The sequence below is a fragment of the Arthrobacter sp. Y-9 genome (assembly GCF_029690065.1).
In the GTDB taxonomy this organism is placed as follows: Bacteria; Actinomycetota; Actinomycetes; order Actinomycetales; family Micrococcaceae; genus Arthrobacter_E.
Genome location: NZ_CP121463.1, coordinates 3,096,460 through 3,120,621, shown reverse-complemented (window position 1 = coordinate 3,120,621; position 24,162 = coordinate 3,096,460). Strand labels below are relative to the sequence as shown.

Sequence of the window (24,162 nt, the reverse complement as noted above, 5' to 3'; positions counted from 1 at the left end):
AATAATTTTGTCTATCGAGATTATCGGGCGCTCCGCCCAACGTCAACGGAATCGTCCACCGTTCGGATTGCGACAGTGCGGGTCGCTTCGCCTGGTGTCAGCGCGACCAGAGGGGCGTCAGCCCCGCATTCGAGACCGGCCGGCAGGCCGGACCTCGCCGCCCCCCGGCCGCCCACCAGGGGCGACGCTCCGAGTGGCCGGACTGGTATGCCAAATGTGACTGCGGTCACCGCGGAACCATTGACCGCCTGTGATCCGGGCCATATTCTGTATTCCATACTTCAATAAATCAGTTCCGCATTATGGAAGCCGACCCAATGGGGAGTCAGCGACCGACGGGTGCGGAACCGTCAGCATCGAAACGGAGCACCCATGCAGACGAACCCCAGCGGCGTCGAGCCCACCACCCCGGTGGCGACCCAGGCAGGTCCGGAAACACCGGATCATCACCACCACCATCACCACGACTTCACGGGTGACCTTCCCCGGATGTCCGAGCTGACCGGCGTCGAACTCAGCCCGCAGCTGTACAACAAGGACCTCGCCCCCACCCGCAAGGCCGGACGCACCTGGACCGCGTACAGCATCTTCACCCTCTGGGCGAACGATGTGCACAGCCTCGGCAACTACGCCTTCGCGGTGGGCCTCTTCGCCCTGGGCATGGGCGCCTGGCAGATCCTGCTGGCGCTCGGCGTCGGCGCGGTCCTGCTGTTCCTCCTGCTGAACTTCTCGGGGTTCATGGGGCAGAAGACCGGTGTCCCGTTCCCGGTGATGAGCCGCATCAGCTTCGGCATCCGCGGCGCGCAGATCGCCAGCGTGGTGCGCGGCGCCGTCGCGGTCGCCTGGTTCGGCATCCAGACCTATCTCGCCTCGGTGATCTTCCGGATCATGATCATCAAGCTGATCCCGGGGCTGGCGCCCCTGGACCGGAATGACATCCTCGGCCTGTCCACGCTCGGCTGGATCGCCTTCGTCATCCTCTGGATCATCCAGCTCGTGATCGTCAGCTTCGGCATGGAGATGATCCGCAAGTACGAGGCGTTCGCCGGACCGATCATCCTCGTGACCATGGCCGCCCTGGCCATCTGGGTCTTCGTCCAGGCCGGTGGCACGATCGAGATCAACGGCATCAAGCACATGGACGCCGGCGAGACCTGGCGGAACATCTTCGCCGGTGGCGCCCTGTGGGTCTCCATCTACGGAACCTTCGTCCTGAACTTCTGCGACTTCACCCGCAACGCCGTGGGCAAGAGTTCGATCGTCAAGGGCAACTTCTGGGGCATCCCGATCAACATGCTCCTCTTCGGCGGCATCGTGGTGGTCCTGGCCGGCGGTCAGTTCAAGATCAACGGAACCCTCATCACCTCGCCGTCCGACGTGGTGCAGCTGATCCCCAACACCCTCCTGCTGGTGCTGGCCTGCCTCGCCCTCCTGGTCCTCACCGTGGCCGTCAACCTCATGGCCAACTTCGTGGCCCCGGTCTACGCGCTGACCAATCTGTTCCCCAAGCACCTCGACTTCCGCCGGGCCGCCTGGGTCAGTGGCACCATCGGCCTGATCATCCTGCCGTGGAACCTCTACAACAACCCGTTCGTCATCGTGTACTTCCTCGGCGGCCTCGGCGCCCTCCTCGGCCCGCTGTTCGGCGTGGTCATGGCGGACTACTGGCTGGTCCGTCGCGGCAAGGTGGAAGTGGTCAAGCTGTACACCGAGGATGAGCAGGGCCCGTACTTCTACAAGCGCGGGTTCAACCCCAAGGCCATCACGGCCCTCCTGGTGGCCGCCGCCGTGGCGGTGCTGATCGCCTTCGTCCCGGCGCTGGATCACCTGGCGGCGTTCGCCTGGTTCTTCGGAGCAGGCATCGGCGCTCTGGTCTACTACCTCATCGCGGACCGCGGCGCCCGCTACCTCGACTCGGACGGCGAAGTGATCGCCGTGGCGAGCACGCACTAGCCCGCCGGCTCCCACTCACCGACAGAGCCGCAGACACCGATAACAGACGACGGCGGGGCGCGCCATCCGCGTCCCGCCGCATCCTGGGGAGAGACCTATGAAAATCCTGGTTGCCAACGTCAACACCACGCAGACCATGACGGACTCCATCGCGGCGCAGGCCCGCGCCGTCGCCGCCCCCGACACCGAGATCGTGGGCATCACGCCGAGGTTCGGCGCAGATTCCTGCGAGGGGAACTTCGAAAGCTACCTCGCCGCGATCGCGGTCATGGACTCGGTCGTGAACTACGACGGCGGGTTCGACGCCGTCGTGCAGGCCGGCTACGGCGAGCACGGCCGGGAGGGCCTGCAGGAACTGCTCGACGTCCCGGTGGTCGACATCACCGAGGCCGCCGCGAGCACCGCGATGTTCCTGGGCCACAAGTACTCCGTGGTCACCACGCTGGACCGGGCCGTGCCGCTCATCGAGGACCGGCTCAAGCTGGCCGGCCTGGATGACCGCTGCGCCTCGGTCCGCGCGAGCGGCATGGCCGTGCTGGAACTCGAGGAACATCCGGACCGCGCCGTCGAGGCGATCGTCCGCCAGGCCGAGCTCGCCGTCACGGAGGACAAGGCCGAGGTGATCGTGCTCGGCTGCGGCGGCATGGCGAACCTCGACGAGCAGATCCGGGAGCGCTGCGGCGTTCCGGTGGTGGACGGTGTGGCCGCGGCCGTGCTGATCGCCGAATCGCTCGTGCGGCTGGGCCTGTCCACCTCGAAGGTCCGCACCTACGCGACGCCGCGGCCCAAGACCGTCATCGGCTGGCCCATCACGCAGGGTCCCGTACGGTAGTCCCGAGTACAGCCCGGTTCCAGCAGAGCAGGATCGATCATGAACACCACGGCATCATGAACAGCACAGACAGCGCAGCCCAGACGACCGGCGGAGTCCCCGCACGGATCGCGGTCGTCACGGGAGCGGGGTCCGGCATCGGCCGCGCGGTCGCGCGCCTCTTCCTGGCCGAGGGCTGGGGCGTGGTGCTCGCCGGGCGGCGGGCCGCCGCGCTCGAGGAGACTGCGGCCGGCTCGCCCCAGGCGCTCGTGGCGCCCTGCGACGTGACCGTCCCCGACGACGTCGCGCGCCTCTTCGCCGCGGCCCGCGAGCGTTTCGGACGGGTGGACGTCCTGTTCAACAACGCCGGGATCTTCGGCCCCAGCGGGGCGGTGGACGCTGTGGACGCCGCGGGTTTCGAGGAGACCCTGCGGATCAACGTCACCGGATCGTTCCTCTGCGCCGCCGAGGCGGTGCGCGTGATGAAGGAACAGGAGCCACAGGGCGGCCGCATCATCAACAACGGCTCGATTTCGGCCCATTCTCCCCGTCCCCTCTCCGTGGCCTACACCGTGAGCAAGCACGCCATCAGCGGTCTGACGAAGAGCATCGAGCTGGACGGCCGGCCGTTCGGCATCACCTGCGGACAGATCGACATCGGCAACACCCGCACAGAGATCATGGACGTGATCGGCGTGGGGGACGGAGCGCTGCAGGCGGACGGTTCGCGCAAGGTGGAGCCCATGTTCCCGGTCGAGGACGCGGCCCGCGCGGTGCTCCTCATGGCGTCGATGCCGCCGAGTGCTTCGGTGGGCAGCCTGCTGGTGACGGCGGCCGGAATGCCCTTCGTCGGGCGGGGTTAGAAGGTCCCTCGCGGTGGGCCTGAAATTATGAGCCATTCCGAATAAAGCGGATATTACTGTTTTCACATGATGGAAACAAATTATTCCCTTGTGGAATCGATGTGATCTTCGTTACCTTGGGGTTCACCCGGAAGCCGGGCGCAATCCCAAGAGAATGGTTCAGGACATGAAGATCCCCACCGAAGCGGAGCTGAAGGCGAGTTCGGCCCCGCGGACGAAGACGCCGCAGCGCCGGCCGCTCTTCCTCCAGATTCTGATCGCCGTCGTCGCAGGTCTCACGATCGGGCGATTCAGCCCGAGCGTCCCGGTGGGGGGACGCCATGTCTGACATCCAGAGGGCCGATGATCAGAACTCGGCCACCACGCCGCTTCCGGCGAACATCGCTCGGGCGGGCAGGAGGGGCATGGTCCGCTGGTCGATCGGCATCCTGCTCTTCTTCGCGGTCCTGATCAACTACATCGACCGCAGTTCGATGTCCGTGGCGGAGCACGAGATGCGGATGGAATTCGGCATGACCGAAGGCCAGATCGGTATCATCCTGGGCAGCTTCGGCTGGACCTACGCCATCATGCAGATCCCCATGGGCATGCTGCTGGACAAGATCGGGATCAAATGGGTCATGCGGGTCGCGACCACCCTGTGGGCGATCTCCTGCTTCCTGACCGCGGCGGTCAGCGGCATGGGCCTGCTCCTGGTCGCCCGACTGATCCTCGGCCTCGCGGAGGCCCCGATCTTCCCGGGCGCCATGAAGACCACCGGCTACTGGTTCCCGCGGTCCGAGCGCGGCATGGCGACCGTGATCTTCGACAGCGGCCAGCGCCTGTCCAATGTGATCGGCTTCCCGATCGTCGGCGCCGCCGTGGCCATGTTCGGCTGGCGTGGCGCGTTCATCACCATCGGTGTCCTCAGCCTCATCTACACGGCCGTCTTCTTCATCCGTTACCGGGACCCGAAGGAGATGAACCGCAAGGGCAAGCTGAGCGACGCCGAACTGGAGCACATCGTCTCCGGTGGCGCTCAGGATGAGGACGCCCCCAAGCCCAACCCCCTCAACAACCTCGGCTACATCCTGCGCCAGCGCAAGGTGTGGGGCATGTCGCTCGGTCTCGGCTGCGCCGGCTATGTGCAATGGATGCTGCTCACCTGGCTCCCGGGTTTCCTGCAGTCGCAGATGCACATGGACGTCGCCAAGTCCGGCCTCGTCACCGCGGTTCCGTGGCTGTTCGCCGTGATCGTCCAGTACGCCCTGCCGGGCTGGTGGCTCGACCGCCTCATCAAGAACGGGAAGTCCAGCACCACCGTCCGCCGCGTCTTCATCATCGGCGGCATGCTGCTGGCCATCACGATCGCGGGCACCGCGTTCACCACGGACCTTTTCTGGTCGCTCGTGTGGATCACCCTCGGGACCACGGGAATCACGATCGCCTTCAGCGTGACGAACTCGCTGCCGGCCCTGATCGCCCCGGAAGGCGCCGTGGGCGCCACGGGCGCCGTCATGAACACCGTGAACAACATCATCGGCACGACGGCGCCGATCGTCACCGGCTTCATCGTCCAGTTCACGGGCAGCTTCGCGATGGCGTTCGTCGTGGCCGGCGTCATGCTGGTCATCGGCATCATCTTCTACACGGTGGTCCTCGGACGGATCGAGCCCATCCCGCCGAACCCGGCGACTCTCACGGAGCAGGCTGCCTGAGGCCCTTCGCTCGCAGAACGCCCCAGGGGCGCGGTGTGAACCGCGCCCCTGGGGCGTTCCGGTGTGTGGGCTGTCAGTCCCGCGACTGAGGCGAGTCGGGCCGGCTTAACGCGAATCGGACCGGCTCAGAGCAGTGTCCCTCAGAGCGCGCAGCCGGCTCCCGGCACGGCGGCGGAGCAGTCCTGGGGGTGTTCCGTGCACCAGGGAGTGGCGCCCGGCAGCCGGTAGCGGTGGGCGGCGACCCAGCCGTATACGGCCTCCTGGAGGCGTCCGATGCCGGGGATCCGGTAGAAGGTGGCGAAGAAGCGGCCTCCCACGGCGGTGTCGAGGATCGCGGCGATGGCGCGGGCGCCAGCGTGGCGACCGCCGTCGTCGGTCAGGGCCCAGACGGCGGACCGGGCCTCCTCGTGGCTCAGGCGGAAGGCGTCCAGCGTGAGAGGATCCTGGAACGGGTGGAAGGCGATCCGGTGGTGGCGGTCCAGCCGGCGCACCCAGCCCACGGCTCGGGTGCAGAACCCGCATTGCCCGTCGAACACCGCGTCCATGAGAACCCCCGTCGTCCTTGCGGCCCGCGGCTCCGGTGATCCGGGCGCGTGGCCTGCTCTCATCGTAACTCCGCTTGCGGAAGTGTGAGTCTGTGATTCCGCCCGCCCCTCGAAGTGATCAAAACCACACAATGATGATTTTTTGTGATCAATATCGCCTTCAATAGTGCGAGATCAATCACACTCTGCGTAGACTGAGGGCAACAGAATTCCTCTGGTCCCCGCCCGGCCCCGGCCGCGAGGACTGCAAGGGCCGGATCGGTCCCCAACCTTCAGGAGATGCAGTGTCGCTTATCCAGGACATCAGGAGCACGCCCCGTGCGGGGCTCCTGGCAGGCATTACCGCCGCCGCGGTCGGCATCATTTACGGCTACGACTCCTCCAACATCGGCGGCGCGCTGCTCTTCCTCAAGGACGAGTTCCGGCTCGACGACGCCGGCCTGGGCCTGGTGACCACCACGGTCGTCATCGGTGAGGTGGTGGGCGCCCTGCTCGGCGGCGTGCTCGCCAACAAGCTCGGGCGCAAGCTCTCCATGGTCCTGGTGGCCGCGGGTTACGCGGTCTTCGCCCTGCTCAGCGGCCTGACCCCGAACCTCGAGGTCCTCGTGGCGGCCCGTCTGTTCCTCGGCCTGACCGTCGGTGTCTCCATCGTGGTGGTCCCGGTGTTCGTGGCGGAAAGTTCGCCGGCGAAAATCCGCGGCGCCATGCTCGTGGCGTATCAGGTGGCCACGGTGTTCGGCATCATTCTCGGGTACCTCGTGGCCTGGGCACTGTCCGACGCCGGCGCCTGGCGCTGGATGCTCGGCCTCGCAGCCATCCCCTCCCTGCTCGTCTTCTTCCTCGTGATCCGCATCCCGGACACGTCCCGCTGGTACGTCATGAAGGGCCGGATCGCCGAGGCCCGCGCCACCCTCGCCAACATCGAACCCGACGCGGACATCGACCGCGAGATCGCCGACATGCAGGCCGCACTGAGCGAGGAGAAGGGCGGCGCCCTCAAGGAGATGCTCCGCAGGCCCTACCTCCGCGCCACCATCTTCGTGGTCGTCCTCGGCTTCTTCATCCAGATCACCGGCATCAACGCGATCGTCTACTACAGCCCCATCCTCTTCAAGTCCATGGGCTTCGAGGGCAACGCCGCCATCCTGGGCCTGCCCGCGCTCGTCCAGGCCGTCGCCCTGGTGGCCGTCTTCATCTCGCTCTCCCTCGTGGACCGCGTCGGACGCCGTCCGATCCTGCTCGGCGGCATCGCCATGATGATCGCGGCGAACGTCCTCCTGGTGGGCGTCTTCATCGCGGGCGGCAGCAGCTTCGGCGGCATCCTCACGGCCCTGGGCTTCATCGGGGTCCTGCTCTTCACGGTCGGGTTCACGTTCGGCTTCGGCGCCCTGGTGTGGGTCTACGCCGGCGAGAGCTTCCCGGCCCGACTCCGCTCCCTGGGCTCCTCGGTCATGCTCACGAGCGACCTCGTCGCCAACGTGATCGTCGGCTTCCTCTTCCTGCCGATGCTCAGCGGCCTCGGCGGCGTCGGGACGTTCCTGGTCTTCGGCCTCCTGGCGCTCGCGGCGTTCGGCTTCGTCTACAAGTTCGCCCCGGAGACCAAGGGCAAGAACCTCGAGGACATCCGCATCTTCTGGGAGAACGGCGGCCGCTGGGAAGCGAAGCGCTAGCCCTCGCCCCTCAGCCCGCACGACTGTCCGCACCACGACGGCGGCGCCCCCTCACGCCGAGGGGGCGCCGCCGTCGTCGTGTCCGGGGAGGGGAGCGGCTGAGCGCGCCTCGCCACTCACGCTCAGAGAGAGTCTGAGGACGCCGGAACCCTCGCCGTTCCGGCCGGGCGGACCTAGACTCGCAGTGTGGACACGAATCGCAGGGTGAACAGCAACGACGCCGCCCACCGGGCCGCCCCCGTCAACCGCGGACTGGCGCTGTTCCGTGCGTTCTTCGCGCTCCTGGGGCTGGCCGCCATCGTGACGCAACTGGTCGCCCTGCTGCTGCGCACGCCGCCCGGGAAGGTCAGCAACTTCTTCAGTTACTTCACCATCCAGTCGAATGTGATCGTGGTGGTGGTGCTGACGATCGCCGCCGTCGCCGCGTGGCGCGGGAGGGGCGCCCGCTCGCTGGACTATCTCCGGGGCGCCGCCACCGTCTACATCTCGATCACGGGCGTGGTCTACAGCCTCCTGCTGTCCGACATCGACGTCGACACGTCACTGCCTTGGGTCAACGTGGTGCTGCACTACACGATCCCGACCATCACGGTCATCGACTGGCTGGTCGATCTGCCGTCCCCGCGGATCGGCCTGCGCGCGGCGCTCATCTGGCTCGCCTACCCCGCGCTGTACCTGGCGTACAGCCTGGTCCGGGGCCCGCTCGTCGACTGGTACCCCTATCCCTTCCTCGATCCGCGCATCTCCGGGTACGGGCAGGTGGCGGTCATGAGCGTGGTGATCGCGGTGGCGGCCTTCGTGTTCGTGGCCGCCGCGGCGCTGTCCACGCGGCTGGCGGGCTCGCGGGTGCATCTGCACCAGCACCGGGAGCCGGACGCGCAGCCGGATGCCCAGCCGGGCGGGACCGTCGAAGCGTGAAGCCTGTCCTGGAGATGGCCATTCGCACCTAGGTTCGCGTCACCGGATAACGATCCGGGGACGCCCCTGCGCCCGTCACAGATACCGCGTGAAAAACGGGATCGGTGCCTGCGGCGCTTATCCCACCGTGGGACTGGAGGTCGATGTCGTAGTGCGACACGCCTTCGCGGACTCGAAGCCGCCTCTCGTGAGACGCGGCGCGCCGCACGATCTTCTGGCCGACCCGATGGACACCGAACGCCTCCTGCTTGTCACCGACGACCAGCAAAGCTGGTCCAGAAGTTCCTCCACCGCTAGACGACGTCTCCGTGGAGAGGGTAGCCCCTTCGACGAGGACGCAGCCGTTCTCAGCTTCGACTTGTGAGGCACCGTAGCAGTCGAGTGCTTCGATGATGTCGATGTCCCCGACGGCCTGGGCCTCGGGTGGCGCGTCGGGCGGCATGCCCGTTCACAGCTGACTCCGCACGCCGTGCCTCTACCGTCCGGTGGGCGGAAACCCCGCTGAGCGCTTCAAGCGCCCCGGCCGATCCACCCAGGGAATCACGCAGCAACCGCCCGTCGTTGACGCCGGTCACCGTGATATCAAGCCAGAAAGTCATGTATAACGTGTTCCTGCCGGACAGGCCTTAGGACACCAGTATCCATGCCTGGGTGGGAAGTGCCGGGGGAATGACAGTGCTTCTCGAAATAGTCAACAACCGGGGGTGGGCATCAACTGTACCGGGCGGGGCTGAAACCCATCGAACCTTGGGCCGTGGCCTTTGTGAACTCCAGATCCGGAAGAAGGGCTTGGGTGTGCGCTTGGCGGTATGTCTGCAACTTCATCTGCCCCTCGAGTTCCTCCAAGTTGTTGAAGAACGTTACGAGCATTATCGTATGCTTGGCGGGATCGACCTCTCCTCTTGGCGACCGCGAGTGGTCGTTGTCGAGGTTACTCGTCCAAACGGCACGATCCGCCCAGGCAAATTGCACCCGTCAGAGCAGTTTCAGCGGGACAGGTGTTGTCTACCCCGAGCCGGTACATGCCGACGGGGATCCCGGCCCAGAGGAGCATTTTCCTCCGGGGCTGGCTTATGTGGGGTTGCCACCAAGGCCGGGTTCTCGAGATTTGACGACGTAGCGAGCTAGTGAGCCCTGTGAGGAGGGGGGAAGAGCAGAAATCCAAGAAGAAACCACCCAGCTTCGGCGCCGAGTGCAACCCGCTAGAACCATTCAGGCCCGTGCGATGCGTACTCCAGTGCATGGCGGCAATAAGCGTCACGGTCCCTGACCCATATGCGGGCCCGGAATGGGCGACGCCGGTATTGGCCGCAGTGAGGACTGTGGACGGTGCTGGCGCCTCAGGGGAGCCTTCGAAGATTTCAGCTTCCGCCTTCAACACGGTATCGGTCAGGACTAGCAGGGTGTTCCCGATCGAGTCGGAGGGCTTCTGCAGTTACACCATTCTCCACGCCGCAGCTCACCACTTCGGTCCATGGTCCTTCGACGGCAGGCAGCATCGACGACAGTGATTCACTAGGAGAAAACAAGGCTCATGGCTGCATTGACACCTGCAGTCTTGACGATTGACAATCCTATTCCGTCTCGTGTTAGCCTCACACCAGCTTGTTGATCAGGGAACCTCGAAGCGGCGAGCGAATGTGGCCGGAGAGTGGCTGAGATGCGCAATGACACGCGCTGAGTAGGAAGGCAGGTGCATTGCGTATTTGTGGCACCCAGTGGGCTGACGGCACGGACAGCATGCCGTCGGGTAAAGTCGATCTACTCCGGCGAGCAAGACTAGGTTCAGGCATTTGATCATGCGCCGCGCGACTCTCGCTCCAATGCGTCACCCGTACTTTAGGTCCGTGGTGACGTCTGAGGCTCTAAGTAAACTGGGGTCTGAGTTTTCGCTGATCGCCGTAGCGTTCGCGGTGCTTGCGGTATCCGGATCGCCTTCGGATCTTGGGTTAGCGCTTATGGCGCGGACATTCCCGCCGGTATTGCTGTTATTGATCGGCGGGGTATGGGCGGACCGCTTCTCGCGGGCGAAGCTGATGATCTCGGCCGATCTGGTCGCGTTGGTAGCGCAAGCGAGTCTTGGACTCGTCCTGCTCACGGGGCACTACAACATCTGGCTCGTCGTGCTCTTCCAAGCGATGCTGGGCTCAGCCACTGCGATGTTTCGGCCCGCGATTGCGGGACTAATCCCTCAGACAGTTCCCAAGTCCGATCTCCAGTCGGCCAACAGCTTGATCTCGATCGTGGGAAGCACCGCCGGCCTAGTGGGGCCAGTGCTGGCAGGCGGCCTGATGCTTCTGGTGAACCCAGGAGTACTGATTCTCGTAGACGCGGCCACGTTCTTGATCTCGGCGGCTATTCTCTCGAAGCTTTGGTCCGTCACCAATGTGCGGCGGACTGATGCGCCGAGAAACTTCGTTAGAGAGGCGGGCGAAGGCATCTCCTACGTTCTTAGATCACGGTGGCTGTCGTCCACGATCGTGCAGTCGTTGTTGTTCCAAGCAGGCTTCGCAGTGTTCTTCACACTTGGCCCTGCTCTCACGCTGGCAAGCGGCGGTGGAGCTCAATCGTGGGGAATCATGGTGACGGCGTTCGGAGGTGGGTCCCTACTCGGGGGGCTGATCGCGCTTCATTTCCGCCCTCGAACGCCCATGATCGCAATGCAGTTCGTCCTTATTCTGACGATACCTGCGTTGTTTGCGATGGCCTTCGGTGCTCCGCTTGTGCTTCAAGCAATCGGTGCCCTCCTCGCGGGCGCGGCTTTCGCGCTGAGTGACACAATCTGGGACACATATCTGCAAGCGACCACGCCTGAAGATCGGCTTGGACGCGTGGCGTCGGTCGCAGGACTGAGCGGCGCAAGTCTCCGACCGTTTGGATACCTTCTCGCGGGGTTCATTGCTGTCCTTCTTGGGACGGCGGTGACATTTGTCGTCACCGCGACGATACTGTTCGCCAGCATCGTGGTTGTTCTATTGCTATTGCTCCCAAAAGCCGCGGAGCTTCGGGCGCCTGAATACTCTGTAGAGGAGGTCAACAGTGAAGCCTCCTAAGCGATCAATTGTCTTGCTTGGCGGGGGTTTCTCGGACAACGAATATCCGGAACTGGACCAATATCTCCTAGACTCGTCTGAAGCTGAGAAGCCGCGTGTGTGTTTCATTCCTACTGCAAGTGGGGATTCTCGGAATTATATAGATCGTTTTTATCACGGATTGTCGACCTACAACTGCGACTTGACCCACCTTGAGCTTTTTCGACGCGACGTGTTAGACATTGAGGAATTCCTTGCACAGATGGACATCATCTACGTGGGAGGAGGGAACACCGCCAACATGCTTGAGGTCTGGCGGTTGCACAAGGTGGACACCGCTCTGCGGAAAACTTACGAGCGAGGAACCGTGCTCGCGGGTATCAGTGCTGGCGCAGCTTGCTGGTTCGAAGCTTGTCTGACGGACTCATTCGGACGATTGGGCCCTCTGAACGACGGGCTGGGCCTGCTCGCCGGGAGCCTATGTCCGCACTACGACACGGAGGAAGCCCGCGCAGAGATCTATTCCGGTCTCATCAATCGGGGGTTACTTCCACCAGGGCTCGGACTCGACGACGGTGTCGCCGTCCGTTACGTCGATGGGAACGCGGTCGAGATGTTCAGCATCCACGAGGGGCGCTCTGCACACCTCGTCAACCAACGAACAGATCAGCAATTCAGAGAAGGAATGTGATGAACCGGCCTGTCCAACTTAAGCCATATCTTCCCGTTCGTCGCTCGGGTACGACGCTTAGCATTGGAAATGGCCCGCCAAGAGCCATTGACATCGAAGATGCACCAGGAGAACTTGAAGTCCTCATCGAGCTGCTCTCGAGACCGACTGACACGGATTCGGTCGCCGAGGCGATGGCGGGGCGCGCTGAGGTCGATGCCGAGGGTTGGCGAGAGGTGATCGCTCAACTCTCAGAGGCGGGTGTGGTTGGTGATCCAATCCCAGACAGTTCGCGATATGCCAGGCATCTGCTTTACTTCGACATGCTCGGGTTGCCTGCCGAGGAGGCACAAAACCGAGTACGTGCCGCCAAGGTTGCCGTCGTCGGCGTAGGCGGAATCGGTAGCAATGTCGCGACGTTGTTGGCGACTGCCGGTGTAGGTGAGATTCTGCTCACTGATGGCGATGAGATTGAACTTAGCAATCTCACGCGGCAGTTTCTCTATGACGAGAGCGTCATAGGCGAACTCAAGGTCGATGCCGCCACTCGACGGTTGCAGATGCTGAACTCTGAGGTCACGGTTCGCAGTATTGCGACGCCGGCGACCCGCGAACTTTTTCACGAGCAGCTCGCTGATTATGACGTCGTGGTGGTGTCGGCAGACAGCCCCGATGAACTTCATCGCTGGGCTGATGAAGGCTCGCGCAAGCACGGGTTTGCTTACCTTTCGGCAGGCTACATTGAAGCATTCGGCGCGGTCGGTCCTACCGTCTTGCCGGGCCTCAGCGCCTGCTTCACGTGCATGCTGATGCAGGGCGAGCCGGCGAATGACGAGCGATCGGCGGCACGTCAAGGGCGAAATCTCAATCTGGGGCATCAGGCTGCGAGCTATGGACCTCTGAATCTCCTGGTGGCTGCTCTGGCTGCTAACGAGGTAATTCGGTTGGTTACGGGAGCCGTCGTCAGTTCCACTGGAAATCGGCTTCTGCTTGACTCCCAGTCCTATAGCCTAACGACCGAGTCGTTCGTAAAACTTGAGGACTGTCCTGAATGCGGGATGACTCAGCCGCGCGAAGAGTGGCGATCTGCGGTGGAACGAACATCGCTTGAAGACCTTTATGAAGCGTCCCGCTCGGAGGACTCGATCAACGCAGTCGTTCTCGACAGCTTCTTGCTCGGACTGGCGCTGAGTGACGGCCCCCTCACCGCTCTCGACTTCGGATGCGGGTCGGGCGAGCAGGCAATTGCGCTCGCCCAGCGCGGGCTGACCGTCACAGCATTTGATCCGTCCGCGGGGATGATCGACATTGTTCGGTCGCGCATCGAGAGTCAGCCTGAACTGCGCGTCACTGCCGGTGCGGAACTCGACGCGCTCGTGGGGAACTCGACCTTTGATCTGGTCATGTGCTCCAACGTTCTCGACCACGTGGGACCAGAGCAGTTTGATGCAACGGTCGAACGTTTGCGATCTCTTACGGTCAACACCGGTCGCGCCATAATCACAGTGCCCCACCCCATCAAAGACGGCGCTTCCTGGATACGAACAGGTAGTAAAGACCACTGGGAATACAAAGAGGTCCGACTCAAGGAGTACTTCAACGAGGGGCCGATTACCAAGCATCGAGAGAACGCCAATGGAGAGATGGCCTTGCGTTCCATCCGGACATATCATCGGACGATCGAAAATTATGCCACCGCGTTCCTTAGGCATGGATTCAACATTGTCAGTATTACGGAGCCCCGGCCGCCTGCTTCTGCGGAACACGAATTTCCCGAGATTTGGGCAAAAACCACGAGAGTCCCGTACTTCATGACTTTCGTCCTGCGCCCAGCAGACTAACGCAGCGCGTTAGCACCTATCGAGTCTAAGAGAGGAGGAAGGAAATGAAGTCCATCATTCTGAAGATCAAGCGCATCGTGCGTGTAAAGGGCAGCCATTTCGGCAGCTTCAACTGAGCTAATCGGTGCCGGGGCCCGGTAGGGGCCCCGGCACCCAGCATCCGTCGAAGGAACTAGGTATACTCGTGATCGATTCAAATCTCGCTTACCCCGACTTCGTCGGGGTTACAGGCCAACAAAATACTCCTCCCGGTGCGCACAAGACGGTGCATGCATGGGTAGACGATGCTCGTATCACACGTGAGTCGTTCGCGCTGGATCTTGCCTGTTCGACTGGCTTTTCTGGCCGTGAGGTTCATGCCGACACATCCGCTCGCATCCATGGTATTGATATCTCAGAGGCTTCGATCGAGACTGCCCGGCAGCTTGCCAAGGGGAATCCCGCGTTGTCGTATCAAATTGCCGACGCGGCTAGTCTCCCGCTTGCGGATGAGACATTCACGCACGTACTCGGAGGATGCAACTTCGGCTTCATTCATCAACGCCACGAAGCGCTCAATGAAGTTGCGCGCGTGTTGCGTCCGGGCGGCCTTCTTTGTGTATCCTCTTTCCACTACACAGCACCCCCTCCGTCCGCTGTACTTGAGCGGGTCGGCTCAGCAATCGGGTTCACTCCTGATCCGAGGCGCGACTACAGGTTCTGGCGTGATTTCTTCGGAACAGAGTTCGAACTTGTCACAGAGCGAAAATCTGCCCTCCCTGTGCAGAGCGACTGGAGACTCCGACGGGCAGTTGCCAAGGCGATTCGCTCCTCTCCAACTCTCCGTGCGGGTTCCCACGAAGACCTGGGGATGGCCTATGAGAGGCTGCTTGAAATTCGGCGTGCGTTGAACACTCACCGTCAGTATCAAGGGCTCAGCGTGGCGATCTGGAGGAAGCGTTGAGTTCAGCACAGCTGCTTTCGGCCGCCGAAGTTATAGATCAAACGCCCAGCTACATCATAGATCTGGACGGCATTCGCGAGACCGCGGTACGCATGCGTAATGCGTGGCGCGCGCAGTTTCCCGATTTCGTCTTGGCCTACTCCTACAAGACGAACTCGGTCCCGGCTGTCACTCAACTACTGCGGGGGCTCGGATGTGGTGCCGAAGTGGTGTCAGGTTCAGAACTGGAGCTCGCGCTTGATGACGGCTTCTCCGGAGGGCAAATCTACTTCGATGGACCGCACAAGACAGATGACGAACTTGACCTGGCGTTGCGCCACGGCGCACGTATTCAAATTGACTCACTGGACGAGGCTCGACGCCTTGTCGTACGTCCGTTGGCTAAGGGCGCGCGAGTTTCCGCCCGTGTCGCTGGGCTGCGCAATGGTCAGGAGGCGTCGCGATTTGGGCTTACAACCTCCGAATTCTGCGAGGCGGACCGGATCCTCGCCCGCGGTGGGGTCGCTATTTCCGGAGTGCATTTCAACACTGGATTCCACGATGAGGACGCCACGGCATTTGTGGCCCACATACGCCACTACGGGCCCTTGATCCAACGGTATACAGATCGACGATCGAAAGCAGAGCCGTTCGTCATCGACATCGGCGGAGGATTCCCATCGAGAAGTACTCTGACACGACGGCACGTCCTTCCCCACCCTGCTGAGTTTGCGACAGCTGTCGGTCAAGCTATTGACCAGCTCGGCCTTGATCGTGCCGCTATTTCACTTGTGATAGAGCCCGGGCGCAGTCTGGTAGAAGACCATGGAGTTCTTGTGACAACCGTCGTTGCTGTGAAGCATCGGGCTGACGTTCGGATCGCTGTGGTCGACGCCGGCACCAACCTCGTGCGGTCTATCACCCTCTGGCCGCATCCGACCCGGTTCCTTCGCGCCGGAAGCGCTGTCACCGATGTGGTCGGCTCGATGTGCTTTGAGAACGACTACTTTGCTCGCGGCGTGAGTGCTCCAATAGATCTAAAAGCTGGGGATCGCTTCATGGTCGACGCAGCAGGTGGATACGACCTACCGAGTGCAAATGTGTGGTTGAGGCCGCGCCCGGCGATTTATGCAGTCAATGGCGACTCGAAACCTAAGATCATTCGCGAACGTGGAAAGGCGATTCGACCATGACCGAAGCGACAGTAGATCACACACGCCCCGAAGGGCGTTGGAAGTTCGATTCGAATGTCACTGATGCCTTCGATAACATGCTCGAACGAAGCATCCCAAACTACAAGACCATGAGAGACGCCGTGGTACAAGTAGGTGGAAGGTTCTTGAGTGATTCACCGCATGTTGTCGACGTTGGTGCGTCGCGGGGTGAGGCAATCGCGCCATTTGTGGACGCTCATCCCAATGGCGGGCGATTCGTGGCCATCGAACCATCCGCTCCGATGGCTGCGGCTTTGAGGGACCGATTCGGTTCCAGTACCGTCGAGGTGCTTGAGATGGACGCGCGCCGATACGAACCGGAAGGCGGAGCTGATCTTGTCCTCTCGGTGCTCACTCTTCAGTTCATACCCATCGAGCACCGTCAAAAGCTGATGCATCGTCTCTTTGACGGGCTGCGCCCCGGGGGCGCGCTGGTCCTGGTCGAGAAGGTGATCGGTGGTGACCATGAAATCAATGATCTGATGGTTGAAATATATCATCGTCTAAAGATGAGCAACGGCTACACACGCGAAGACGTTGATCGTAAGGCGCTCGCTCTCGAGGGTGTGCTCGTGCCCGTTACGGCCGCCTGGAATGAAGAGTTGCTCACAAAGACGGGGTTTAGCTCGGTCGAGTGCTTCTGGCGGTGGATGAACTTCAGTGGCTGGGTGGCGATCAAGTGACTAACAGCCAGGATTCTCAGCTTGCCACGCGCTTGCGAAGCTGGGCGACTGATGCTCAATCGTGCGGAGGAGAGTTCGATTTGGGGTCTCTGCGGGCCCTGCTCGGCGAACTGTCGTTAAAGACTGCTCTGATTCCGCATTCAGGAAATCGCGTCGGCTCTACCGACTCTCCGATCGAATTCGGACACCTCATACAGACTGTCCGAATGTTGTCTGACCTCGTCACTTTGTACCAGGGGCGCAGGCTTCGTCTGACTCAAAGAGTCCGCTTACGAAAATGGTCTATTGGCCGCACGCTAGACCAGATGGCGCGGGCCGGGTTCGTGGATCAGGCTGCGGTACCTAAATCGGGGAACAGCCAGGTGCTCACATGGTCGCCGGCGGAAAACCCTGAACACAAGGTTTTCCGCGAAATCGCTACGCAGACACAGTGCTCTTTCGCACGGTCCGCCGTCGCTTGGTCCATCGAACGACAGTTGGATCCAGGTGATCCAGATGATTTGGACTATTTGAGCAGGCGACTTGCCGGATTTACCTGCGCTGTTCGCCGCGAGCCGCTCGGGTGTTTTGTCGCGACGTTTGCCTCGACCCATGGCAATACCGTGGATGCGCTGAGCGCAACAACCAATAGTGTTCTCCGGCGACTCGCGCGGCGCGATGGGATAGGTGCGCCCTTCGGGAACCCAGCTAGTCCTCATTGGCGGTTTGTTTTCCATGGTGAAATCTACTTTGTGTTGGCGATCGGCCCTTGCTATCCCTTGACCCATGCCCGTTATGGATTCGAGGTTCCGCGGACCGTGCTGATTTTCCAACCAGACACGGCATTCTTGCGAGCAGCAGGGAGAAATGGGTTGATTTCCACATCTGTGAGAAATCGCATTAGGGCCAAATACGAGTCTGCGGGGCGCGGATATGAGGTCTCGCTGACCGAGAGCCCCGTCGAGTCCCATCGTTTCGTCAAGCCACTGCAGGGAGACGAGGCGGTGCGCTGGTGGGAGGCCCGGTGACCAGATCCATGTTGGCGGGTCAGCGCTGAGGCTTCGCGTCGGCAGAGCCGCCCCGCAGGAGAAATGCTTCACTGCGACTGGGGGTCGGTCGCCCAGACCCTGCACCGGAATTCTCCGCCGAGAATCGTGACGATCCGGAGATCGCCCACCTCGTGGGTCTATCCATTGCCAGCAAGGACGTCCGGCGCTGGCAGGCCCAGCAGCAGGTGGCCGAAAAGGACGTCGGCGCCAAAGTCATCAAGCTTCTTTAGGCGGGCCCCTGAGACTGAACAGGACTCCATTCGAATACGCGGGCGCGGCGCGGCTGCAACTCATCCTCTGGTCCCCGGACTCTGGATGCACGGGCGCTCGCCGCCCTGATCATCAAGTCTCTAGGGCTAGCCGGTGCTGAGGGGCCTTACCGCGAATCGCCGTCAACCGCCGGGCGGACCATCGCGTCTGCCCGACACGGCCTCAGCTCAGCGGCAGCTGCTCGCTGAGATCGGCGCGGGTCCCGGATGCCACCACGCGACCGGCCGTCACGGCATCGGCCCAGTTCAGGGTTCCGGTCACGAGTTCCAGCCAGGTCACGGCGTCCGTCTCGATCACATTGGGCGGGGTGCCGCGGGTGTGCCGGGGGCCCTCGATGCACTGGGTCACGCCGAACGGCGGGACCCGGACCTCCACGGAATTCCCGGGGGCACGCGACGTCAGCTCCTCCAGCGCGTAGCGTACGGCCATGGCGGTCGTCGCGCGGGGAAGGGCCGTGTCCGCTGACCCGGCCCGGGCAGCCTGCCATGACGCCAGAGCCGCCTGGCCTTCCGCGACGTCGATCCGCCGTCGTGCGCCTGCCATTCCCGCTCCTAACCCAGCAGCGCCATGACGGGGGTGCCCAGGCGGAGACCGCCCACGGGACGCCCGCCGCCGAGCACCGGTTCCACGATCTGTTCCAGGACGGCCGCCACGGGTCCCACTTCGAGGGCCCCGGCAGCGGTCAGCAGGGTCAGCGCCACGAGGGACGCCGCCCGGAGGTTGCCGTCCAGGATCTTCAGGGCCACCGTCGCGCCGGAGGGCGCGGCCATGACCATGACGCCCTCGGCGCCCAGCTTGGCGATCACGCCCAGTTCCTCCATCACCACGGTGTTCGCCTCGCCCTTGCCCTGAACGGCCCAGGGGTAGTCGAGCATCGAGGTGGCGATCGTGGCGGCACGGGCGTCGGCGTTCTTGTCGCCGGGGGCCTTCGCCAGCCGGGAGTACGCGCGGGCCAGCCCCGTCAGGGAGACCGCGGCGACCGGTGCGCCGCAGCCGTCCGTGCCGAGGTGGGCGATGCGCTCGCCGGTGAACTCCTCGATCACGCTGCCCACCAGGCGCTGCAGCGGGTGGTTCGGTTCCAGGTAGCCCGACTTGTTCCAGTCGTTCTCGGTGCACGCCCACAGGAACGCGGCGTGCTTGCCGGAGCAGTTGAAGGCCACCCGGCTGCGGCCCTTGTCCGTGCGGACCAGCCAGTTGCGGGCGGTCTCGTCCTGCGGCCAGTCCGCGGGGCACTGGAGGTCGGCCTCCTTGTTGCCGCCGGCCCGGAGCATCCCCTCGACCACGTCCATGTGTTCCAGGGACCCGACGTGGCTGGCGGCGGCCAGCGCCACTTGGGCGCCGCGCAGCGGAACCCCGGCGCGCATCGAGGCGAGCGCCTGGAACGGCTTGAGCGCGGAGCGGGCGAACACAGGGGCGTCCACGTCCCCGAGGGCCGTGACCACGTGGCCGTCGCCGGAGAGGACGACGGCGGACCCGAGGTGCCGCGATTCGATGAAGCCACTGCGTTCCAGGACGGCGAGTTCCACCGCGGAGTCGGCGTCGAAGGTCGCGGGTGAAGTGTGGGGCATACCGCCAGTTTATGGCCCCGCGCCGGTCCTCCCGGTTTGCGTGCTCAGCAGATGCGGGTGTTTCGGCCGCGCACCCGCATCTGCTGAGCACACAAGCCGAGCGCACGTCGTGCCCGGACCCACCGGGACGTCACCGTTCCTCGTGGACTGGGCGCGCCCGAGGCCCGCCCAGTACCCTTGGTGTCTGTGAAGGTACTCGTCCTTGGCCCGGGTGGCCGCGAACACGCCATTATCCGCTCCCTCCTCTCCGATCCGCAGGTCGCGGAGGTCCACGCAGCACCCGGCAATGCCGGAATCGCGCAGCTGGTCCCGTGCCACGCGGTCGACGCCAATGACCCGGCCGCGGCCACCGCGCTCGCGGTGAAGCTCGAGGTGGACCTGGTCGTGGTCGGTCCCGAGGCGCCCCTGGCCGCCGGTGTCTCCGACGCTCTGCGCGAGGCGGGGTTCCCGGTCTTCGGCCCGAGCCGTGAGGCGGCCCAGCTCGAGGCCTCCAAGGCGTTCGCCAAGCAGGTCATGGCGGAGGCCGGCGTGCCCACGGCGCTGGCGAAGGTCGCCGTGAACGCCGATGAGGCAGCGGACGCCCTGGACACCTTCGGCGCGCCGTACGTGGTCAAGGACGACGGCCTGGCGGCCGGCAAGGGCGTGGTCGTCACGTCGGACCGCGACGAGGCGCTGGCCCACGCGCAGGCCTGCTTCGACGCCGGCGGCACCGTGGTGATCGAGGAGTTCCTGGACGGCCCTGAGGTCTCCCTCTTCGTGCTCTGCGACGGCAAGACCACCGTCCCGCTGGCTCCTGCCCAGGACTTCAAGCGCATCTTCGACAACGACGAGGGCCCCAACACCGGTGGCATGGGCGCCTACAGCCCGCTCGACTGGGCCCCCGAGGAACTCGTGGGCGAAGTCATCGACCGGGTCGCCCAGCCGACCGTGGACGAGATGGCCCACCGCGGCACCCCGTTCATCGGCGTGCTGTACTGCGGACTCGCGCTGACCTCGCGTGGCATGCGCGTCATCGAATTCAACGCCCGTTTCGGCGACCCGGAGACGCAGGCCGTGCTGGCCCGCCTCAAGACGCCGCTCGGCGGGCTGCTCCTCGCCGCGGCCAAGGGCGAGCTGGACCAGGCCGAGGACCTCCGCTGGTCCCGCGAGAGCGCGGTCTGCGTGGTGCTGGCCGCCGAGAACTACCCGGACACCCCCCGCAAGGGCGACCGGATCCGCGGGCTCAAGAAAGCCAATGCGCTGGAAGGCGTCCACGTGATCCATGCCGGGACGGCGCTGGATGACGAAGGCAAGGTGGTCTCCGCAGGCGGCCGCGTGCTCGCCGTCGTCGCGCTGGGTGATGACCTGGTGGAGGCCCGGGAGAAGGCCTACGACGGCATCGAGCTCATTCAGCTGGAAGGCGGCCAGTTCCGCCGCGACATCGCGGCGAAGGCCGCCCGCGGGGAGATCGTGGTGGCGTCCCGCCGGACGCCGGGCCGCCACGTGGCCACGGAAGGGGAGCAGGCATGAGCGGGCTGGACACCGAGGTCCTGGAGCTGCCGGGGTACCGGCACGTCTACTCCGGGAAGGTCCGCGACCTCTACGAGCCCATCGGCCCGGACGCGCCGACCGATCGTCTCCTGGTGGTGGCGAGTGACCGCATCAGCGCCTTCGACCACGTCCTCGAATCGACCATCCCGGACAAGGGCAAGGTCCTGACCCAGCTGAGCCTGTGGTGGTTCGACCAGCTCGGCGTCGAGCACCACGTCCTCGGCTCCACCGAGGCCGACGGCGTTCCCGCGGCCGTGGTGGGCCGGGCCATGCTGTGCAAGAAGCTCGACATGTTCCCCGTGGAGTGCATCGCGCGCGGCTACCTGACCGGCTCCGGCCTGGCCGAGTACCGCGAGTCCCGCACCGTGTGCTCCCTGCCGCTGCCGGAAGGGCTCGTGGACGGGTCCCGTCTGGAACCCGCCATCTTCACCCCGTCGGCCAAGGCCGAGGTGGGCGAGCACGATGAGAACATCACCTTCGAAGCCGTGGTGGACGCCGTCGGTCCGGACGTGGCGGACCGTCTGCGCGAGCTGACCCTGACCGTGTACACGCGGGCCGAGGAGATCGCCCGGAAGCGGGGCATCATCCTGGCCGACACCAAGGTGGAATTCGGCACCGATCCGGCCACGGGCGTCATCACCCTGGGCGATGAGGTCCTGACTCCGGACTCCTCGCGGTTCTGGGACGCACTGGCCTACGAGCCGGGCAAGGCCCAGCCGAGCTTCGACAAGCAGTTCGTCCGCGACTGGCTGTCCTCCCCGGAATCGGGCTGGGACAAGTCGTCGGACACCCCGCCGCCCGCGCTGCCCGCCGAGGTGGTCGAGAAGACCCGCGCCCGCTACGTCGAGGCCTACGAGCGGCTCACCGGCCGCGCTTTCGACCCGGAGGCGTAGCCGCAGCCTCGCCGCGTGGGTCCGGCCGGCGCATGCAACGACGAAGGAGGGGTTCGACGGCGGTGATCACCGGCGTCGAACCCCTCCTTCGTGTGCGCTGTTCCTTCGTTGTCTGCTGTGCGCAGCCCGCGCCTCAGGCGCTGTTGGCCTTGGCGCGGCGCTCGGCCAGCCGGATCTCCAGCATGGCGTCCATGGCCTGCTGGATGCCCTCTGAAGCACCGGCGGAGGCGAAGAGCTGCTGGGCCCGGGACAGGTAGGCCATGGCCTCCTGAAGGTCGTCCGTGGCCTTGAGGGCCTTGCCCAGGAGCAGGTGGACCTCGGCCGCCACGTGCATGCCGATCTCGTCCTCCTGCGCCACGACCTCGCGCAGGATCTCGATGGCCGCGGGAAGCTCATCCGTCAAGTAAAGCCACTTGGCACGGATGAACCGCAGTTCGAGCCCGTCGCGCAAAGTGCCGGAGACGATGGTGTGCGCGAGCTCGGCGCGTTCCAGCGCTGCCAGGGTGGACGCCTCCACGATCCCGGAGTTCAGGCGCATGGCGGCGGAGGCCTTGTTGAAGTTGGCCCACTGCTCGATGTCGTTGCCGGGGGAGAGGAGCTTGGCGGCGCGGTCATGCTGGGCCACGCCCTCTTCGTAGTCGTGGCGCATGAAGGCGACGTTGCCGATCACCCACGCGACGATGCCGGACATGTGATCGACGGACTTGGTGCTGACCTCCTTGGAGAGGATCTTGCACTGCTCCCAGGCCTCGTCCAGGCGCCCGGTCTCCGCCAGGGCGCCGATGTAGATCCGCAGCGCGCTGGAGTAGATGGGGGAGTCCTTGGGGAGCTGGGCGCCGAGAGCGACGGCCTGACGGGCGTGCTCCACGGAGTCCGCGAGCCGGCCCTGACCGTGGCAGACGGCGGCGAGCATCTGGCGGGCGCGCACGCCCAGTCCCGCGCTCTCGACGGCCAGGCGGTGCTCCACGAGCTGCTCCACCACGCCCTGACACTCGGAGTACTTGCCCTGCTTGAGCAGACACTCGGCCTGCATGTACCGCATGTTCCACCAGGCGCTGACGTTCTTGGCGTCCAGGGCGATGCGGGCGGCCTCCGCGGCGTGCTGGGCGGCGAGCTCGTAGTCGCGCAGATCCCAGGCCTGGCGGGCGTACAGGGCGGCCAGGACGTAGTCCGCGTCGTTCTGCGTGACCCGGTTGTTCCACTCTTCGAGTGCCTTGGGAGCGAGTTCCAGACGCCGGGCGAGTTCCTGGATGACGTCCCGGGTCGGCTCCCGCCGGCCCGTCTCCAGCAGGGAGATGTAGCTGGGCGAGTACAGGTCCTTGCCCAGCTCAGCCTGCGTCATTCCGCGTTCCAGGCGCTCGGCCCGAAGCCGCTCACCAAATCCGCTGCCCATTGCCCCTCCTCAAGTTTAAGAGACCGGGAAGCCACTCAAACCTTGACATTATCGTTTGTGATTACTTTACAATGTATGTCAATGCGGATCATCTTTTGTCCGTAGCGATCTCCCGATCCAGTCAGTACCAACGCATCGCTGGCGGTATGTGCCACTGAAGCTCACACTCCCCATAGATCCACACGGAAGAGCAGAACATGTTGAAGAAACTCACAGCAGGCGTTGCCCTGGCTGCGGCCCTGGGCCTCGGTGCGCTGAGCGTCCCCGCCGCGAGTGCCAACGTCGGCAACTGGCCCGATCCTTCGAGCGTACAGGCAGTGGGCAACTGGCCCGACCCGGCGCGCCTGAATGTCGGAAACTGGCCCGATCCCACCACCTTCGCGGCCGGTCCTAAGACCAAGACCAGCCTCGTCACGGACACCGCTCGCCTCAACGTGGGCAACTGGCCTGATCCCTTCTAAACCGTCGTCCGGCCCTTCCTTCAGAGGGACCTGAGACACCAGGAGCGGGTGCTTCGCAAATGCGCGAGGCACCCGCTTTCTGTTGCCCGGAGAGTGGCGTCGTATTTCGTTCCGGGAGCACGCGATTCCCGTGGTGACAGGGAATGTCAAAAAGGGCCTCGGACCAGGAGCGGAGCTTGTCAGGCGGGCCGAATTCCCCG

General features: G+C 64.2%; 21 protein-coding genes. 17 read left to right on the top strand and 4 right to left on the bottom strand.

From position 1 onward, the window contains the following. Positions 1 to 372: 372 nt before the first annotated feature. The 5 genes from P9849_RS14145 (at position 373) to P9849_RS14125 (ending at position 5,324) form a co-directional block, all read left to right on the top strand. On the top strand, positions 373 to 1,953 hold the full coding sequence (locus tag P9849_RS14145) for an NCS1 family nucleobase:cation symporter-1 (protein ID WP_278267364.1): 1,581 nt from the start codon (positions 373 to 375) through the stop codon (positions 1,951 to 1,953). A 97-nt stretch (positions 1,954 to 2,050) separates the two neighbouring features. Then, a complete protein-coding gene (locus P9849_RS14140; RefSeq protein WP_278267363.1) occupies positions 2,051 to 2,785 on the top strand; it encodes an aspartate/glutamate racemase family protein in 735 nt (244 codons plus the stop codon). 56 nt (positions 2,786 to 2,841) lie between these two features. Next, a complete protein-coding gene (locus tag P9849_RS14135) occupies positions 2,842 to 3,627 on the top strand; it encodes an SDR family oxidoreductase (protein ID WP_278267362.1) in 786 nt (261 codons plus the stop codon). A gap of 166 nt (positions 3,628 to 3,793) precedes the next feature. Next, positions 3,794 to 3,955, top strand: coding sequence for a hypothetical protein (locus P9849_RS14130; protein WP_208186859.1), 162 nt, complete (start codon positions 3,794 to 3,796; stop codon positions 3,953 to 3,955). Beyond that, positions 3,948 to 5,324 carry an MFS transporter gene (locus P9849_RS14125; protein WP_278267361.1) on the top strand — a complete coding sequence of 459 codons (1,377 nt, stop codon included), beginning with the start codon at positions 3,948 to 3,950 and terminating at the stop codon, positions 5,322 to 5,324. Before P9849_RS14130 ends, P9849_RS14125 begins: the two co-directional genes overlap by 8 nt. 140 nt (positions 5,325 to 5,464) lie before the next feature. Here P9849_RS14125 and P9849_RS14120 read toward each other — a convergent pair whose 3' ends face one another. Then, entirely contained in the window at positions 5,465 to 5,869 is a 405-nt protein-coding gene (locus P9849_RS14120; protein ID WP_278267360.1) for a DUF393 domain-containing protein, read from the bottom strand. A gap of 284 nt (positions 5,870 to 6,153) precedes the next feature. On the opposite strand from P9849_RS14120, the gene P9849_RS14115 reads away from it, so the two are divergent. The 9 genes from P9849_RS14115 (at position 6,154) to P9849_RS14075 (ending at position 17,826) form a co-directional block, all read left to right on the top strand. After that, entirely contained in the window at positions 6,154 to 7,539 is a 1,386-nt protein-coding gene (locus tag P9849_RS14115; RefSeq protein WP_278267359.1) for a sugar porter family MFS transporter, read from the top strand. 186 nt (positions 7,540 to 7,725) lie between these two features. Next, a complete protein-coding gene (locus P9849_RS14110) occupies positions 7,726 to 8,457 on the top strand; it encodes a Pr6Pr family membrane protein (RefSeq protein WP_278267358.1) in 732 nt (243 codons plus the stop codon). A gap of 1,847 nt (positions 8,458 to 10,304) precedes the next feature. Beyond that, complete coding sequence (locus tag P9849_RS14105) at positions 10,305 to 11,510, top strand: MFS transporter (RefSeq protein ID WP_278267357.1); 1,206 nt, start codon at positions 10,305 to 10,307, stop codon at positions 11,508 to 11,510. Then, a complete protein-coding gene (locus tag P9849_RS14100; protein ID WP_278267356.1) occupies positions 11,497 to 12,180 on the top strand; it encodes a peptidase E in 684 nt (227 codons plus the stop codon). The genes P9849_RS14105 and P9849_RS14100 overlap by 14 nt, the downstream gene beginning before the upstream one ends. Further along, on the top strand, positions 12,180 to 14,000 hold the full coding sequence (locus tag P9849_RS14095) for a TOMM precursor leader peptide-binding protein (RefSeq protein ID WP_278267355.1): 1,821 nt from the start codon (positions 12,180 to 12,182) through the stop codon (positions 13,998 to 14,000). The genes P9849_RS14100 and P9849_RS14095 overlap by 1 nt, the downstream gene beginning before the upstream one ends. Before the next feature lie 184 nt (positions 14,001 to 14,184). After that, the gene (locus P9849_RS14090; protein WP_278267354.1) at positions 14,185 to 14,943 is read left to right on the top strand and encodes a class I SAM-dependent methyltransferase; all 759 of its coding nucleotides are present in this window, start codon (positions 14,185 to 14,187) and stop codon (positions 14,941 to 14,943) included. Then, on the top strand, positions 14,940 to 16,115 hold the full coding sequence (locus P9849_RS14085) for a hypothetical protein (protein WP_278267353.1): 1,176 nt from the start codon (positions 14,940 to 14,942) through the stop codon (positions 16,113 to 16,115). The genes P9849_RS14090 and P9849_RS14085 overlap by 4 nt, the downstream gene beginning before the upstream one ends. Further along, positions 16,112 to 16,819, top strand: coding sequence for a methyltransferase domain-containing protein (locus P9849_RS14080; protein ID WP_278267352.1), 708 nt, complete (start codon positions 16,112 to 16,114; stop codon positions 16,817 to 16,819). Before P9849_RS14085 ends, P9849_RS14080 begins: the two co-directional genes overlap by 4 nt. 206 nt (positions 16,820 to 17,025) lie before the next feature. Then, the gene (locus P9849_RS14075; protein WP_278267351.1) at positions 17,026 to 17,826 is read left to right on the top strand and encodes a YqcI/YcgG family protein; all 801 of its coding nucleotides are present in this window, start codon (positions 17,026 to 17,028) and stop codon (positions 17,824 to 17,826) included. Positions 17,827 to 18,279: 453 nt separating this feature from the next. On the opposite strand, the gene P9849_RS14070 is transcribed toward P9849_RS14075, so the two are convergent. Both P9849_RS14070 and P9849_RS14065 read right to left on the bottom strand, forming a co-directional pair. After that, positions 18,280 to 18,660: a sterol carrier family protein gene (locus P9849_RS14070; protein ID WP_278267350.1), complete on the bottom strand. Its 381-nt coding sequence runs from the start codon at positions 18,658 to 18,660 to the stop codon at positions 18,280 to 18,282. A gap of 8 nt (positions 18,661 to 18,668) precedes the next feature. Beyond that, entirely contained in the window at positions 18,669 to 19,685 is a 1,017-nt protein-coding gene (locus tag P9849_RS14065) for an asparaginase (protein ID WP_278267349.1), read from the bottom strand. Between the two features lie 186 nt (positions 19,686 to 19,871). On the opposite strand from P9849_RS14065, the gene purD reads away from it, so the two are divergent. Together purD and P9849_RS14055 are read left to right on the top strand one after the other, a co-directional pair. Then, entirely contained in the window at positions 19,872 to 21,194 is a 1,323-nt protein-coding gene (purD, locus tag P9849_RS14060) for a phosphoribosylamine--glycine ligase (protein WP_278267348.1), read from the top strand. Then, positions 21,191 to 22,108: a phosphoribosylaminoimidazolesuccinocarboxamide synthase gene (locus tag P9849_RS14055; RefSeq protein WP_278267347.1), complete on the top strand. Its 918-nt coding sequence runs from the start codon at positions 21,191 to 21,193 to the stop codon at positions 22,106 to 22,108. The genes purD and P9849_RS14055 overlap by 4 nt, the downstream gene beginning before the upstream one ends. 133 nt (positions 22,109 to 22,241) lie before the next feature. Here the strand turns inward: P9849_RS14055 and P9849_RS14050 are convergent, their stop codons facing one another. Then, entirely contained in the window at positions 22,242 to 23,501 is a 1,260-nt protein-coding gene (locus P9849_RS14050; RefSeq protein WP_208186852.1) for a helix-turn-helix transcriptional regulator, read from the bottom strand. A gap of 197 nt (positions 23,502 to 23,698) precedes the next feature. Here P9849_RS14050 and P9849_RS14045 point away from each other — a divergent pair, with 197 nt between their 5' ends. Next, entirely contained in the window at positions 23,699 to 23,962 is a 264-nt protein-coding gene (locus P9849_RS14045) for a hypothetical protein (RefSeq protein ID WP_278267346.1), read from the top strand. The last annotated feature ends 200 nt before the right edge of the window (positions 23,963 to 24,162 follow it).

What these genes read in the sequence shown, in the direction of transcription:
- P9849_RS14145 (WP_278267364.1), top strand. Translation starts at nt 373, where the DNA reads ATGCAGACGAACCCCAGCGGCGTCGAGCCCACCACCCCGGTGGCGACC.
- P9849_RS14140 (WP_278267363.1), top strand. Translation starts at nt 2,051, where the DNA reads ATGAAAATCCTGGTTGCCAACGTCAACACCACGCAGACCATGACGGAC.
- P9849_RS14135 (WP_278267362.1), top strand. Translation starts at nt 2,842, where the DNA reads ATGAACAGCACAGACAGCGCAGCCCAGACGACCGGCGGAGTCCCCGCA.
- P9849_RS14130 (WP_208186859.1), top strand. Translation starts at nt 3,794, where the DNA reads ATGAAGATCCCCACCGAAGCGGAGCTGAAGGCGAGTTCGGCCCCGCGG.
- P9849_RS14125 (WP_278267361.1), top strand. Translation starts at nt 3,948, where the DNA reads ATGTCTGACATCCAGAGGGCCGATGATCAGAACTCGGCCACCACGCCG.
- P9849_RS14120 (WP_278267360.1), bottom strand. Translation starts at nt 5,869, where the DNA reads ATGGACGCGGTGTTCGACGGGCAATGCGGGTTCTGCACCCGAGCCGTG.
- P9849_RS14095 (WP_278267355.1), top strand. Translation starts at nt 12,180, where the DNA reads ATGAACCGGCCTGTCCAACTTAAGCCATATCTTCCCGTTCGTCGCTCG.
- P9849_RS14080 (WP_278267352.1), top strand. Translation starts at nt 16,112, where the DNA reads ATGACCGAAGCGACAGTAGATCACACACGCCCCGAAGGGCGTTGGAAG.
- P9849_RS14075 (WP_278267351.1), top strand. Translation starts at nt 17,026, where the DNA reads ATGTTGTCTGACCTCGTCACTTTGTACCAGGGGCGCAGGCTTCGTCTG.
- P9849_RS14070 (WP_278267350.1), bottom strand. Translation starts at nt 18,660, where the DNA reads ATGGCAGGCGCACGACGGCGGATCGACGTCGCGGAAGGCCAGGCGGCT.
- P9849_RS14065 (WP_278267349.1), bottom strand. Translation starts at nt 19,685, where the DNA reads ATGCCCCACACTTCACCCGCGACCTTCGACGCCGACTCCGCGGTGGAA.
- P9849_RS14055 (WP_278267347.1), top strand. Translation starts at nt 21,191, where the DNA reads ATGAGCGGGCTGGACACCGAGGTCCTGGAGCTGCCGGGGTACCGGCAC.
- P9849_RS14050 (WP_208186852.1), bottom strand. Translation starts at nt 23,501, where the DNA reads ATGGGCAGCGGATTTGGTGAGCGGCTTCGGGCCGAGCGCCTGGAACGC.
- P9849_RS14045 (WP_278267346.1), top strand. Translation starts at nt 23,699, where the DNA reads ATGTTGAAGAAACTCACAGCAGGCGTTGCCCTGGCTGCGGCCCTGGGC.